Origin of the sequence: Paraburkholderia sp. Tr-20389 (genome assembly GCF_017104565.1) — a bacterium.
Lineage (GTDB): Bacteria > Pseudomonadota > Gammaproteobacteria > Burkholderiales > Burkholderiaceae > Paraburkholderia.
Window position 1 is genome coordinate 25,776 of sequence record NZ_JAAGPD010000029.1, and the last position, 15,619, is coordinate 41,394.

General features: G+C 59.4%; 9 protein-coding genes. 5 read left to right on the top strand and 4 right to left on the bottom strand.

The annotated features are described in order from the left end of the window. From G3N95_RS24635 to ttdB, 3 genes are read left to right on the top strand one after another with little or no spacing between them, the layout of a single operon-like run. Positions 1-1,311, top strand: coding sequence for an MFS transporter (locus G3N95_RS24635; protein WP_205972682.1), 1,311 nt, complete (start codon positions 1-3; stop codon positions 1,309-1,311). 40 nt (positions 1,312-1,351) lie between these two features. Next, the gene (ttdA, locus tag G3N95_RS24640) at positions 1,352-2,251 is read left to right on the top strand and encodes a L(+)-tartrate dehydratase subunit alpha (RefSeq protein ID WP_205972683.1); all 900 of its coding nucleotides are present in this window, start codon (positions 1,352-1,354) and stop codon (positions 2,249-2,251) included. Continuing rightward, a complete protein-coding gene (gene ttdB / locus G3N95_RS24645; protein ID WP_205972684.1) occupies positions 2,248-2,856 on the top strand; it encodes a L(+)-tartrate dehydratase subunit beta in 609 nt (202 codons plus the stop codon). The genes ttdA and ttdB overlap by 4 nt, the downstream gene beginning before the upstream one ends. Before the next feature lie 51 nt (positions 2,857-2,907). Here the strand turns inward: ttdB and G3N95_RS24650 are convergent, their stop codons facing one another. Beyond that, the gene (locus tag G3N95_RS24650; protein ID WP_241018907.1) at positions 2,908-3,846 is read right to left on the bottom strand and encodes a cytochrome D1 domain-containing protein; all 939 of its coding nucleotides are present in this window, start codon (positions 3,844-3,846) and stop codon (positions 2,908-2,910) included. 505 nt (positions 3,847-4,351) lie between these two features. Here G3N95_RS24650 and mrdA point away from each other — a divergent pair. Both mrdA and G3N95_RS24660 read left to right on the top strand, forming a co-directional pair. After that, positions 4,352-6,325: a penicillin-binding protein 2 gene (gene mrdA / locus G3N95_RS24655; protein ID WP_205972685.1), complete on the top strand. Its 1,974-nt coding sequence runs from the start codon at positions 4,352-4,354 to the stop codon at positions 6,323-6,325. Between the two features lie 98 nt (positions 6,326-6,423). Next, positions 6,424-6,687, top strand: coding sequence for a hypothetical protein (locus G3N95_RS24660; RefSeq protein ID WP_205972686.1), 264 nt, complete (start codon positions 6,424-6,426; stop codon positions 6,685-6,687). 70 nt (positions 6,688-6,757) lie between these two features. On the opposite strand, the gene G3N95_RS24665 is transcribed toward G3N95_RS24660, so the two are convergent. From G3N95_RS24665 to G3N95_RS24675, 3 genes are all read right to left on the bottom strand, one after another. After that, complete coding sequence (locus G3N95_RS24665; RefSeq protein WP_205972687.1) at positions 6,758-8,902, bottom strand: response regulator; 2,145 nt, start codon at positions 8,900-8,902, stop codon at positions 6,758-6,760. A gap of 9 nt (positions 8,903-8,911) precedes the next feature. Further along, positions 8,912-14,944, bottom strand: coding sequence for a HAMP domain-containing protein (locus G3N95_RS24670; RefSeq protein ID WP_205972688.1), 6,033 nt, complete (start codon positions 14,942-14,944; stop codon positions 8,912-8,914). 425 nt (positions 14,945-15,369) lie between these two features. Then, positions 15,370-15,579: a hypothetical protein gene (locus G3N95_RS24675; protein ID WP_205972689.1), complete on the bottom strand. Its 210-nt coding sequence runs from the start codon at positions 15,577-15,579 to the stop codon at positions 15,370-15,372. Between the last annotated feature and the right edge of the window lie 40 nt (positions 15,580-15,619).

The window sequence follows — 15,619 nt, forward strand, 5'->3', positions numbered from 1 at the left end:
ATGCATTCCGATCTCGAATCCCGGGTGTCCCGGAAACTGATGTGGCGGATCATTCCGTTCATCATGCTGCTCTACTTCGTGAGCTTTCTCGACCGCGTCAACGTCGGCTTCGCGGCAATGACGATGAACAAGGCGATTGGCTTGTCTCCAACGGAATTCGGATTGGGCGGCGGTCTGTTCTTCATTGGCTACTTCCTGTTCGAAGTGCCGTCGAATCTGATTCTTCATCGCGTCGGCGCACGCATCTGGATTGCGCGCGTGATGATCACGTGGGGCATCGTATCGGCGATCTCCGCGTTCGTCGTGGGCCCCACGAGTTTCTACGTGCTTCGCTTCCTTCTCGGCGTTGCGGAAGCGGGCTTCTTTCCCGGCATCATCCTGTATCTGAGCCTCTGGTTTCCGACCCGGCAACGTGCGGTTGCAGCAGCATGGTTCATGGCAGCCGCACCGATCTCAACCGCGATCGGCTCACCGCTTTCGGGCGCGATCATGCAATTGCCGCCGATGTTCGGGCTTGCGGACTGGCAGATGCTTTACATCATCGAAGCGGTCCCGGCTGTGTTGCTCGGCTTCGCCGTGCTCAAGTACCTCACCGATCGTCCGTCCAAAGCGACCTGGCTGAATGCCGAGGAGCGCGACTGGCTCGTTGCCAAGCTGAAGGAAGAGTCGGATAGCCGCAAATCCCACGCTGGACACACGGCAGGCGCGCTCAGCGCACTGCGCGATCCGCGAGTTCTCGCGCTCGCACTCATCTACTTCGGCACTTCCGCAGGCCTTTACACGCTGGGCCTTTGGGCGCCGCTCATCATCCGGCAATTCGGCTTCACCGCATTCGAGACGGGTCTTATCAGCGGCATTCCGAGTATCGCCGCAGTCGTCGCGATGATCCTCTGGGCAAAGCACTCCGACCGCACGGGCGAGCGGACATGGCACGTCGTTCTGCCCTGTGCGCTGGCATGTCTCGGTTTCATCTTCGCCGGCGGAGCGACTACCGCGCTGCTGATCATTCTTGCGCTCGTTGTCGTGAACGTTGGCATCAGTGCCGCGAAAGCGCCCCTCTGGGCCATGCCGAGCATGTTTCTGTCGGGTGCAGGCGCGGCTGCCGGCATCGCGATGATCAATTCGCTCGGCAATCTCGGCGGCTTCGTCGGGCCGTTCGCGATCGGCTGGTTGAAGAACGCGACGGGCGGCTATGCAGCCGGACTCTATGTGGTTGCGGCCACGCTCGCGGTCTCGGCCGTCGTGACCTTGCTGCTGAGTCGAAAGGGGCATGCCCAATCGACGATGTCACAGGTCAGGCACGACCACTAAAACGAACTCATCCCCCAACCCCACAGTACCAGGAGTGAACGTGGACAAGGAAACCAGTATCCAGTCCCTTACCGATACGATGGCCAGATTCACGGCCTATATCGGCAAACGCTTGCCTAAGGACGTCAAAGCGAAATTGTCCGAACTGCGGACGATGGAAACAAACCCGCTGGCCAAGTCGGTCTACGACTCGATGCACGGCAATCAGGAAGCCGCCGACAAGCTGAATCGTCCAAGCTGCCAGGACACGGGCGTCATTCAGTATTTCGTCGAAGCAGGCGCGCATTTTCCGCTGCTTGGCCAACTCGAAGAAATTCTGCGCGGCGCAACCGAGGGCGCAACGAAGCTGGGGCCTCTGCGTCACAACGCCGTCGAAACGTTCGATGAAAAGAACACCGGGACCAATACGGGCACGCAGATTCCCTGGCTGGACTGGCGCATCGTCCCCGAGAAAGACAGTTGCACGATCGACGTCTACATGGCCGGTGGCGGATGCACGCTGCCTGGCGCAGCAAAGGTCCTGATGCCGGGCCAGGGTTATGAGGGCGTGGCCGAATTCGTGATGGACGTCATCACCGAGCGCGGTGTGAATGCGTGCCCGCCTCTGCTCGTTGGCGTCGGCGTTTCCACTTCCGTCGAAACCGCCGCGCGGCTTTCCAAGCTTGCCATCCTGCGACCCGTCGACTCGAAGAGCGACAACCCGCGCGCTGCCTTGATGGAGGAATTGCTCGAACAGGGCCTCAACGAAGTGGGCATCGGCCCGCAAGGGCTCACTGGAAACAACAGCGTGATGGGCGTCAACATCGAATCGTCAGCGCGTCACCCATCGACGATCGGCGTCGCGATCAACACTGGCTGCTGGGCTCATCGGCGCGGAAAGATCAAGATCAACGCCGATCTGTCGTATGAAATTCTTTCCCATGAAGGAGTGGTGCTGTGAAGAAGGTCCTTACAACGCCCATCAAGTCCGAAGACCTCGAAGACCTCAACGTCGGCGACGTCGTTTATCTGACGGGCCGGCTCGTCACCTGCCGGGACGTCGCGCATCGTCGCCTGATCGAACAAGGCCGACAATTGCCCGTCGATCTGGAAGGCGGCGCCATCTTTCACGCAGGCCCGATCGTTCGAAAGAAGGACGACGGCAGCTTCGAAATGGTGTCGATCGGCCCGACCACCAGCATGCGCATGGAGAAGTTCGAGCGCGAATTCATCGAACAGACGGGCGTCAAACTGATCGTCGGAAAGGGTGGCATGGGTCCGGAAACGGCTGCCGGATGTCAGGAGCACAAGGCCGTCCACGCGATCTTTCCGGGTGGGTGCGCGGTTCTGGCCGCTACGCTGGTCGAGGAAATCGAAGGCGCCGAATGGCAAGACCTCGGTATGCCGGAAACGCTGTGGATCAATCGCGTCAAAGAGTTTGGCCCGCTGATCATTTCGATCGACACCAAAGGCAACAACCTGATCCAGCAGAACAAAACGTCTTTCAACGAAAAGAAAAAGCCAATTCTGGAGCGAATCAGCAAGGAACTGAGCTTTATCAAATGACCATCTACGCGGCGCTCACGCAATGTGAGCACCGCATCGATGAAAGTGCCGTCAATCGGGGTTCGGTGAGTACACGGGAGCCCGATTGGCAAAGAAAATGCCGTGCGGCGAGCGCCCCACCTCGATCGTGTCGATCAGCTTCCGGGTGGACATATCGATGACCCCGACGTGCCGCGCAAAACGGAAGCCAACCCACAAATAGCGCTTGTCGGATGACAGTTCCATGTCGTCCGGTCCAGGCATCAGGCCGGTGATGTCGCCGACATTGGTCAGCGTCGTGTAATCGATGATGCTGATCGTGCTGTCCACACGGTTCGATACGACCACGTGTTTGCCGTCGTCGAGATTCCGGAAATTGTGTGCGCCCCGACCCGTATGGATGCGCTTCACGACCTGCTGATGATGCCAGTCCACAACGGCCACATCATCCTCTCCCGTCATTCCCACCAACAGATATTTATCGCCAGGCGTCATCCAGAGTCCTGCCGGCGCGCGGCCTACGCTCATCTTCCAGAGCACAGTCTGTGTTGGAAGGTCGATCGCGGCAAGTTCGCCGCTGTCCTGCAGCGTCACGAACACCGTCCGGTTATCGGACGAAAACGTAAGGTGACTTGGTGTCTTCGCGAGCGCAATCCGCTTGACGAGCGATACATCGTTTCCGTTGTACGAGTAGATGTCCACGCGGTCCAACCGCAGCGCAGCCGTCACGAACCACTTGCGATCAGGCGAAAACCCCAACTGATACGGATCCTCGATACCTTCGACCGTTCGTTGCGGCTGACCGCTTTGAGGGTCGACAAATAAAAGGCTGTTCGATACCGAGTTGGCAACGATGAGCGACTTGCCGTCCGGTGTGATCATCAGGTGATGGGGCTCCTTTCCCGTAGGCTCGGTCGCGATCACCTGATGTGATGTTTCATCGATAAGGGATAGTTGCGCTTCACCCGAGTCGAGAACGACGACCCGGTCGGCGGCAAACACTGAAGACATTCCTGTCAAAAGAAAGAGTGGCAGCACCACCCGAGCGGCGGCCCTTTCAAGAACTAAACGAACATGGCAATGCATAGGCGAGCCCTGAAGCATTAAAGGGGTTGCAACTAAAGTTCCTCGATAACTCCGCGTAAGGCATACGAAGGAAAGGCACTACTGGAATCGACGTTGCGTCTTCGAATACCTTCAACGCTCGACGCGCCATTCGGCTGACGAAGGTTTGAGCGAATTTCGGAAATAATCCCGATCAAATTTCGCAAAAAACACCCGCAACGCGGCAGCGTGACCCGCGTCGTCAAAACGGTCAACTGGATCGGAGAAAACCGGGCATCGAGTTCTCTGATGCTCCCGATTTGTGAAATCCAGTTAATCGCGCTTTAACTTCGAACGACTATTCAGGTGACGTTCTGGCCGTAAAGTACACGGTTCAGCTGAATTCCCGCTGGTTGAATCTTCCAACCACGAGCCCGTTCAGACGACCAAACCGCCCTAACCCGTTCAATGCATGCCTGTTTTTCGAAGTCCAGAAATCAAGAAATTTCATCGTCGTTCTGCGTTCGCCTGCCTGTTCGTCATTCTCTGTTTCGCAGGACTCGTCTCTCGCTTCATCTCCCTTCAAGTGGTGAACTATCGTCGTTACCTGACTGAGGCCAACGATAACCGGATTTCAGTCGTTCCGTTGCCGCCTCGTCGAGGCACCATCACTGATAGAAACGGGATCGTTCTAGCTCGCAATTACCCTTCCTACACGCTCGAACTTTCGTTGACGAAGCTTAAGGAACCTCTAAAGGATACGATTGCCGGCCTCTCCGACATACTTCCGATCTCTCCCCAAGACGTTCGCCGGTTCTATCGCGCGGTACAAAACGGCAGCAGACTGGAGCGCGTTCCACTCCTGCAGCACATGTCATATCAGCAGGTTGCGCGCTTCTCCGTCGAAGCGTACCGCTTCCCCGGCGTACAGGTCCATGCACGCATGTACCGCTGGTACCCGTTGTCAGATGCTACCGCCCCCGTCCTTGGATACATTGGCAGGGTTTCTGACCGCGACCGCGAGCGCATTGCCAGCCGCAGCGACGCAAACGACTCGGACACAGACGGACACTTCGACCCACGGCTCGAAGCGAGCAATTACCGTGGGACCGATTACATCGGCAAGGAAGGCATCGAGCAAAGCTACGAGACACAACTACACGGTCTGACCGGCAACCGCCAGGTCGAAATCACCGCCGGTGGACGCCCGGTCAGAGAACTATCGCGAACTGCGCCGTCATCGGGAGACAACCTGGTGTTGTCTTTGGACGCAGGGCTCCAGATCGATGCGCTCCACGCGTTCGCCGGCCGTCGCGGCGCCCTCGTCGCCATCCAGCCGTCAACCGGAGAGGTACTCGCGTTCGTGTCTTCCCCGAGTTTCGATCCCAGTCTCTTCGTCAACGGAATCGACGAGGATGATTGGAATCAGCTGAGCCACTCTCCCGACAAGCCATTGCTTGACCGCCCTCTTCGCGGCACTTATGCGCCGGGTTCGACCTATAAGCCTTTTATGGCACTCGCCGCACTCAAACTCCATGCGCGCACGCGCGATTGGGGCATGCAGGATCCCGGCTTCTATATGCTCGGCGGTCACAAATTCCGGAACGACGTTATTACGGGGCAAGGCTGGATCGACATGTATCGGTCCATCGTCGTGTCCAACGACACCTATTACTTCATGCTTGCACACGAACTCGGCGTGGATGTCATTGCGAACTTCATGACGCAATGGGGTTTTGGACGCAAAACTGGAATAGATATCGAAGGCGAAGCAACCGGCGTGCTGCCCTCGACGCAGTGGAAAATGCATGCGTTCAGAAAGCCATCTCAACAGCGCTGGTATGACGGTGAGACAGTTAGCCTGGGAATCGGACAAGGCTACAATTCCTTCACGATACTGCAACTGGCTCACGCGGTAGCGACACTCGCAGATGAAGGCACAATAACCACGCCCCACTTCGTGCAAGAGATCGGCAACGCCCGTTCCCATGCAGTCCATCACATAACACCTGCCATAGAGGGGCAAGTCGATGTCAGCAAAAGCGACATCGACTTCGTCAAAAGCGCAATGGTCGGCGTTGCAACCGAGGGACTGGCAAAGAAGATCTTCGCCGACGCGCCTTACAGCGTCGGCGCCAAGACAGGGACTGCTCAGGTCGTTTCAATCGCGCCGAATCAGCGTTATCACGGGAATGCTTTGCCCGAGGCATTGCGCGACAACTCGTTGTTCGTTGCGTTCGCTCCCGCAGATCATCCCGTCATCGCACTCGCGCTCGTCGTCGAGAACGGTGGATGGGGTGCGCAAGCCGCAGGCCCCATCGCCCGGGAGGTTCTCGACTACTATCTTGTCCGCCGAAAGCAGCCAGGAGTCGTAGCAGAAGAAATCAACGAGGCAACCTCCAGGCCGCCTCAAACTGGAATCGGCTCGGTGAATTCGTCGCTGTAGTTCCACCGAACCTATTGATTTTTCAGACCAGCATCATTAACTTTATTGCTGACGTCCGGTTCAAGGTGCGATAGCGTGCAACGAGGCGGAGTGAATCCATGGAAAAAACGTATACGTACAAGGACTTCGAGGTTACCGTGAAGCTCGAGCCGGTGCGGGCAGTATCGAGCGATTTCACCTACGGGCCTCCGTCGGGCTACCTCGCTGTGGTGAGTATCTGCACGGCGGAGCCGAGACGGCCAATAGGCGTACCCGTTCGGCTCGTCGCGGAAGGAAACCGCGCGTTCGGCACCGAGGACGACGCGTTGGCGACAGGCTTTAGCGCCGCACAGCGCGTGATAGACGACAGATTCGGGCCTTGACGCCGCGATTAGCGCGAATCGCGCGCGCTTGCGGGTTCAACTGCCGTCCGCTTGCACGTCGTTTCGACAATCAGGTCGACGCGACCCCGTCATAGCTTTGCCCCTCATCGCGTGAACTCAGCAAATCGAGCAATACCGTCAGGTCCGCCGGCTTGACCAGATAGTGATCGACGCCCGCCTCCATCGCCTGGCGGATATTGTCTTCCTGACCATAGCCGCTCAGCGCGATGATCAGAGCATCCGCACAGGCGCGCCCCTGACGCAGATATTTCGCCAGTTCATACCCCGTCATGTCCGGCAACCCGATGTCGAGCACGATCACATCCGGCCGCATCTCAGCGGCCGCCTGCAACGCCGTCGCGCCGTCCATCGCGCATCTGACGATGTACCCATGTATCGTCAGCAGCGCTTCGAGGCTCTCCGCCGATGCGACGAGATCGTCGACGACCAGCACACGTATGGCCGCCTTGCGGTTCAGATGGACGACGGGCGCGAGGGCGGGCATCGTGCGCTCGGCCACTGTTCCAGGCAATTGCACGATAAATGCCGAACCCTTGCCCAGGCCTTCGCTTTTGCAGCGAACGGCCCCGCCATGAAGCTCCGTCAGATGCCTGACGAGCGTCAGACCAATACCGAGTCCGCCCAGCGAACGATGCAACGAGCCGTCCGCCTGTGCAAAAAGCTCGAAGACATGCGGCAGAAACGCGGCGTCGATACCTTGCCCATCGTCGGCCACAGTAATGGTCGCGGTCCCGTCCGCAAAGCGCGTGGTGAGTGAAACATGCCCGCCTTGCGGCGTGAACTTCGATGCGTTGTTGAGCAGGTTCGCGACGATCTGCGCGAGCCGCACGACATCGCCATTGACGATGATGTCGACGGCCTCTTCATCGCAGGTCAAGGTCTGCGAACGACGTATCAGATGAGGCCGGCTGGTCTCGACCGCGCGGCCAATCACGATGGAAAGCGGCACAGGCGTCAGACGCAGCGCAACGGTCCCCCGCGCGATACGCGACACGTCCAGTAGATCCTCGACGATGCGCACCATGTGCTCGACCTGCGTACCGACGATTTCACTAGCCCAGCGCAGCACTTGCGCATCGCCCTCGCTGGCGCTGCGCATCACGGCGGCCGCGTTCGCAATCGGTGCGAGCGGATTGCGCAATTCGTGCGCAAGCATCGCGAGAAATTCATTCTTGCGTCTGTCGCCGTCACGAATTGCCGAGAACAACAGTGCATTTTCGAGCGCAATGGAAGCGCGGCTGACGAACTCCTGGCACAAGATCGTCTGCTCGGCGGGCATCGTCGCCTCCGACGAGCAAAGCACGATCACGCCCCTCTGGTTGCCCGTCAACAATGGAAAAGCACTGATGCGCCGCACGTCCTCCACGAACGCTGTTTCCCCAACGGCCTCGCTGACGCATTCGCCTACAGTGGGTTCGACATCTGTCTGGTCTTCATGCAGCAAACGATGCACGAATCGGTCGACGGCGGGAAAGGCCTGTGCGAGCACGTCGGACTGGAAGGCTGAGAAATCCGGCGCGTTCCCATCGTTTCGTCTCGCCGACTTCACCGTCAGCCCAGTCGAGAACTCGCCGATCCCTCTGACGGCGACGAAAGCAATATCGGCCAGTTCGCTGCACGCCAGTTCCGCGATGCGCTGCAAGGTCGCGTCAATTTCGAGCGAACGGGTCAGTGCATGGCTCGCGGCCGCGAGAAAATCCGCGCGTTGCCGCGCCCGTTCGGCGGCGGCCCTGCCCGCTTCCGCCCGAACGATGGCTTCGCGCTCCTCCGCTCTCGACAACAGTTCATGATGCATGCGGTGCATCTCGACGAAAACCTTGACCTTCGAGCGCAGGATTTCCGGCACGACGGGTGCGGAAATATAGTCGACGGCACCTAGCGAATAGGCCCGCTTCATCTCCGATTCGTCGATATACGCAGTCACGAAAATAATGGGCGTTCTCGCCGTGCGCCGATAGGTTCGCAACAGCGACGCCGTTTCGAGGCCATCCATGCCCGGCATGTTCACGTCGAGCAGAATCACGGCGAAGGCGCGTTCGAGCACGGCCTTCAACGCTTCACGGCCCGATGCGACGGTAATCACGTTCTCCCCGAGTTCTTCGAGGATCGTGCGCATCACCACATGCTGTTGCGGCAGATCGTCCACCACCAGAATGTTGACTGGCTGCCGCGAGGAAGCTACTGCATGATCCATTGCGTCCTCCTACCGATGCAGCCAGGCATGCAGCACCGCAAGAAGATCTTCGCGGTTGACCGGCTTCGACAGATAGTCCCACGCACCCGCCTCGATGCAACGCTCGCGATCGCCCTTCATTGCTTTTGCAGTGACCGCGATGATGGGCAGCGTGCGACCGACGGGCAGCTTGCGGATTGCACTCGTGGTAACGAGGCCATCCATTTCCGGCATCATGATGTCCATCAGCACGATGTCGATTTCGGAGTCGGTTTCGACGAGCCTGATCGCATCTCTGCCGTTGTCGGCCCAGACGTGCCGGATTCCATGATCTTCGAGGACGGTCGCCAGCGCGAAGATGTTGCGCATGTCGTCATCGACGATCAACGCCTTGCGCCCGGCCAGATCCTCGCTGGACCCATGCAGGCTTTCGATGATGTCGCGTGCCTGCTGCGGCAGCCATTTCCGGTCGCAGTGCAACCATCCGACGGACAGGTCGAGCAACCGGCTCATGTCGGGCGCGACGAACGGATTGAAGCATTCGATCTCGCGCGTCCACGGGACGGCCGCCTGACCCGGTGCAAAAACGATCATCGGCAGCGGGGCAAAAGTGCCGCGCTGCGACAGTGCGGCGCTCATCTCGTCGCTGGAGGCCTGGAACATTTCCGTGCCCATCACGACAGCGGACACTTGCCCGTCGGCAAGTGCGTTCAGCAGTTGTTCGCGCGTGTCGGCGAATACCGGTGCAATTCTCTCGCCGGAAAGCAACGCGGCGAACTGCTTCCGTTCCGGTGAATCCTCCAGCGCGACGAGCAGCTTGCGCGGCTCCGCACTGGCATGGAGCGCCAGCACGCGCAACGCATCGTCCAGTATTTCACGCGCCTGGATCGGCTTGGTAAGAAAGGCGAATGCTCCCGCCTTGAGCGCGCGTTCACGCGACTCGTCCGTCGAAATCACGCAGACGGGGATATGACGTGTCGCCATATCGTTCTTGAGGCGCCCCAGAACACGCCAGCCGTCCATATCGGGCAGGAACAGATCGAGTGTGATCACATCGGGCTTGAACTGTTCGGCAAGCGTCAACGCCGGTGCGCCGAGCGGTGTGACGAGTCCCTTGAAACCCTGCTCGCGCGCCGCGTCGAGAAGAAAATGCGCGAACGCCAGATCGTTTTCGACGATCATCAGCACGCGGTCCCCGTCCATGATGCCGAAGCGATCGTCCTCGGGTGTGCTCACCAGGTCGCGCGTGTCGCTCACGACGGTATCGACGAACTCATGGGCAGCGAGCATATCGAGTTCGCTGACACCGTCATCGAGCACGGCTGCAGGCGCCGCGTCGCCGGACACAGAAACACTCTTGCGCGCGACGCGCCCCATTTCAGCGGACAGCGGCAAATAGAGCGTAAACGTACTGCCCTTGTTCGGCGAACTGATGAGCCGGATTTCACCTCCCAGCAGTTTCGACAGCTCGCGGCTGATCGCGAGGCCGAGGCCCGTGCCGCCGTACTTTCGGCTCGTGCTGCCATCGGCTTGCTGGAATGCCTCGAAGATGATCTGTTGCTTGTCTGCCGAAATGCCGATGCCCGTGTCCGACACCGAGAATGCGATGCATGCAGGCGCACCATCCAGTCTCTCATTGTCCGCACTCCAGCCGCCCGACACTTCGTCGACCGACAGCGTCACGTGACCTCGATGCGTGAACTTGAAAGCATTCGACAGCAAGTTCTTCAGGATCTGTTGCAGACGCTTGATGTCGGTGCGAATCGATACGGGCAGATGCGTGCCGAGTTCGATCACGAAGTCGACGTTGCGCGCCTCGGCGACGTGCCGGAACGTACGCTCCACATACGACGTCAAATCCGCAAGACGATGCTCCGCAAAATCCATCGCGACCGTACCCGACTCGATCTTCGACAGGTCGAGAATATCGTTGATGAGCATCAGCAGTTCATTGCCCGACGAATGGATCGTGCGCGAGAACTCGATCTGCCTTGTCGAGAGATTGCCCTCGGAGTTCTTGCATAGCTGATCGGAAAGAATCAACAGGCTGTTGAGCGGTGTGCGAAGCTCGTGAGACATGTTGGCCAGAAACTCCGACTTGTACTTCGACGTCAACGCAAGCTGCTTGGCCTTTTCTTCGAGCGCCTGGCGCGCCTGCTCGACCTCGGTGTTCTTGCGTTCCACTTCCTGGTTCTGGTGCGCCAGCAAACGCGCTTTTTCCTGCAGTTCTTCGTTCGTCGTTTGCAGTTCTTCCTGACGGCTCTGCAATTCACGCGCGAGAGACTGCGACTGTTTGAGCAGATCCTCCGTGCGGGTGTTGGCCTCGATCGTGTTGATGACGATGCCGATACTTTCCGTCAGCTGATCGAGAAACGCGAGGTGTGTCGGGTTGAAGCACTCGGACGAAGCGAGTTCGATCACACCCTTGACCTGCCCTTCGAAAACGACGGGCAGCACCAGAACGTTGTGCGGCACGATGCTGATCAGACCCGACGCGATGCGGACACGCTCGCTGGGCGACGACTCCAGCAGGATCTTGCGGCGCTCGACCGCGCATTGACCGATCAGCCCTTCGCCCATCTGCACGCGTTTGCCATGCGCCGAATGACCGCTCGATGCATAGCTCGCCATCAGGCGCAGCGACACGGCATGTTCGGATGAATCGAGTACGAAGAATTCCGCCTGCTGCACGCCGACGACGGGCGCCAGTTCCGACAGGATCAATTGCCCGACCGCGACGAGATCCTTCTGCCCCTGGAGCATGCGGCTGAACTTCGCGAGGTTCGTCTTCAGCCAGTCCTGTTCTGTGTTGACCTGTGTCGTGTCCTTGAGGTTACGGATCATCTCGTTGATCGTATCCTTCAGCGCTGCGACTTCGCCCAGCGCCTCGACCGTAATCGAGCGTGTCAGGTCTCCCTGTGTAACCGCCGTCGCCACTTCGGCAATGGCGCGGACTTGCGTCGTCAGGTTCGCGGCGAGCTGGTTGACGTTCTCCGTCAAGCCCTTCCATGTGCCCGACGCGCCCGGCACCTTCGCCTGACCGCCGAGCTTGCCCTCCACGCCGACCTCGCGCGCAACCGTCGTCACCTGATCGGCAAAGGTCGCGAGCGTTTCCGTCATGCTGTTGATGGTGTCCGCGAGCGCCGCCACTTCGCCTTTGGCCTCGACGGTCAGCTTGCGCGCGAGGTCTCCGTTCGCGACGGCCGTCACCACCTTCGCGATACCGCGCACCTGGCTCGTCAGGTTGCCCGCCATGAAGTTCACGTTGTCGGTCAGATCCTTCCACGTGCCCGCCACACCCTGCACATACGCCTGGCCGCCGAGCTTGCCTTCCGTGCCTACTTCACGTGCCACGCGCGTCACTTCCGACGCGAACGAGCGCAACTGATCCACCATCGTGTTGATGGTGTTCTTCAGTTCGAGGATTTCGCCTTTCACATCGACGGTGATCTTCTTCGACAGATCGCCCGCAGCCACGGCCTTCGTGACGTCGGCGATGTTGCGCACCTGGCTCGTCAGATTGCCCGCCATGAAGTTCACGTTGTCGGTCAGATCCTTCCATGTACCGGCCACACCCTGCACATCCGCCTGCCCGCCGAGCTTGCCTTCCGTGCCCACCTCGCGCGCCACGCGTGTCACTTCGGAGGCGAAGGAACCGAGCTGATCCACCATCGTGTTGATCGTATTCTTCAGTTCGAGGATTTCGCCTTTCACGTCGACGGTGATCTTCTTCGACAGATCGCCTGCTGCGACGGCCTTCGTGACGTCGGCGATATTGCGCACCTGGCTCGTCAGGTTGCCTGCCATGAAGTTCACGTTATCCGTCAGGTCCTTCCAAGTGCCGGCCACGCCCTGCACATCCGCCTGCCCGCCGAGCTTGCCTTCCGTGCCTACCTCGCGCGCCACGCGCGTCACTTCGGACGCGAACGAGCGCAACTGATCCACCATCGTGTTGATCGTGTTCTTCAGTTCGAGGATTTCGCCCTTCACGTCGACGGTGATCTTCTTCGACAGGTCGCCCGCTGCCACGGCCTTCGTGACTTCCGCGATGTTGCGCACCTGCGCAGTCAGATTACCGCCCATCGAGTTGACCGAGTCCGTCAGATCCTTCCACGTACCCGCGACGCCCTGCACATCCGCCTGCCCGCCGAGCTTGCCTTCCGTGCCCACCTCGCGCGCCACGCGCGTCACTTCGGAGGCGAAGGAACCGAGCTGATCCACCATCGTGTTGATCGTGTTCTTCAGTTCGAGGATTTCGCCTTTCACGTCGACGGTGATCTTCTTCGACAGGTCGCCCGCCGCAACCGCAGTCGTCACGTCGGCGATATTGCGCACCTGTGCGGTCAGGTTCCCCGCCATCGAGTTGACCGAGTCCGTCAGATCCTTCCACGTACCCGCGACGCCCTGCACATCCGCCTGGCCGCCGAGCTTGCCTTCCGTGCCTACCTCGCGCGCCACACGCGTCACCTCGGACGCGAAGGAACGCAACTGATCCACCATCGTGTTGATCGTGTTCTTCAGTTCGAGAATTTCGCCCTTCACGTCGACGGTGATTTTCTTCGACAGATCGCCCGCTGCAACGGCCGTCGTCACGTCGGCGATATTGCGCACCTGCGCGGTCAGATTGCCGCCCATCGAGTTGACCGAATCGGTGAGGTCCTTCCACGTACCGGCCACGCCCTGCACATCCGCCTGCCCGCCGAGCTTGCCTTCCGTGCCCACCTCGCGAGCCACGCGCGTCACCTCGGACGCGAACGAGCGCAACTGATCGACCATTGTGTTGATCGTGTTTTTCAGTTCGAGGATCTCGCCCTTCACGTCGACGGTGATCTTCTTCGACAGATCGCCTGCTGCAACGGCCTTCGTCACCTCGGCGATGTTGCGCACCTGACTCGTCAGATTGCCCGCCATGAAGTTCACGTTATCCGTCAGGTCCTTCCATGTGCCCGCCACGCCCTGCACATCCGCCTGGCCACCGAGCTTGCCTTCCGTGCCCACTTCGCGCGCCACGCGTGTCACTTCAGAGGCAAACGAGCGCAACTGGTCGACCATCGTGTTGATCGTGTTCTTCAGTTCGAGGATTTCGCCCTTCACGTCGACGGTGATCTTCTTCGACAGATCGCCCGCCGCCACAGCCATCGTCACTTCGGCAATGTTGCGCACCTGGCTCGTCAGATTGCCCGCCATCGAGTTGACCGAGTCGGTCAGATCTTTCCATGTACCCGCCACGCCCTGCACATCCGCCTGACCGCCGAGTTTGCCTTCCGTGCCCACCTCGCGCGCCACGCGCGTGACTTCGACCGCGAACGTACCGAGTTGCTCGACCATCGTGTTGATCGTCTTGGCAGTTCTAAAAAACTCGCCTTGCAACGGACGCCCGTCTGCTTCCAGCGCCATGCTCTTCGAAAGATCGCCCTGCGCAACCGCGCCGATGACGCGCGCGACTTCGCTCGTCGGATGCACGAGGTCGGCGATCAAAGAGTTCACTGCGTCGATCGAATCGCCCCAGAATCCGCGTGCGTAGGGAAGCGCCGCGCGTTCTTTCAGCCGTCCCTCCTTGCCGACTACCTTGCTCAACCGCCCAAGTTCTTCCGCGATGCGCACATTTTGTTCGACCACGTCGTTGAAGACGTTCGCGACCTTGCCGTGAATGCCCGTCCAGTCCTCAGGCAACGACGCCGCTTCGCCTTTCTGAAGTGAAGCCAGCGCGCCGAGGACGGTTTTCGTGCACTCGTTGGCCGTTGTTACGCTCTCGAACAGAAGATTGACGTGCGATGCGCTGTCGAGCCAGACGCCCGTCAATGCGTCGCTCTCGATTGCAATCTCCTGCTTCAACTCGCCGTGGCCCGACAGGTGTCGCGAGATCCTGCCGAGACCCTGCCCGATGTGCCGCGTCTGCGACGACAACAGGTTGAACTCGCTTGCAACCTCGGCCGCCTTGCCCGTCCAGTTTTCAGGCAGACGATACGACGTGTCGCCCCGCCGCAATGCATTCAACGCCGCCGCGATATGGGAAAGCTGCTCATCGGAATGCAGCGGTGACTCGACTTCGAACGTATCCATGCGTTCCTCACGTGTCACAAGTAAGCGGTGCGTTATCGTGGACGTTCTCGTTCGAACGTCGTTGGTTTATAGAGACCGGGAGCGGCTTCAGCAATAGAAGGTTGCGTCGTACTCGATCAGGTAAAGACTCACTACGCGCGCGCTGACGACGATCCCGCGACTGGCAGGATCGAATTTATCAGGCAGCTTTTGAATTTGCCGCTGAAAATGGTAAATAAGAAATAGGTGGATTTACCGTACGCCGCTGAAAATTTCGCCACGTCGGACTTCCAACGGCGTATCAAGCAGAATTATCGGCATCTATTTCCGACGCTTGTCCGCATGCCACGTATTTTTTTCTTTTTTCTTCGCGTGGAATGACTGTGCGGAAGACGGAAACGACGAGCCAGCGGCAAGCTCATTCCCACTTACCCATCGTTTGATGCTTAGGTCCGGGACTGTGAGCCGGAATCCTGCTGAACGTGCGCCGCGTCCAACCCCGGCAACTGGAGACGCAATTGCGGAACCTTGGTTTCGCCTTCCGCTCCCGAAGCAGGAGCCGGCGCAACCGTCGCTGTCGGAGTCTTCTCTGCCGCCCCGCCGATAAGAAATCCCGCCGACGTGAAGAAGATTGCCGCTAATAGCAAAAATTCCATGATGTTCCCCTCGCTTTAACCTCTCAGGTTGTACCGCGCT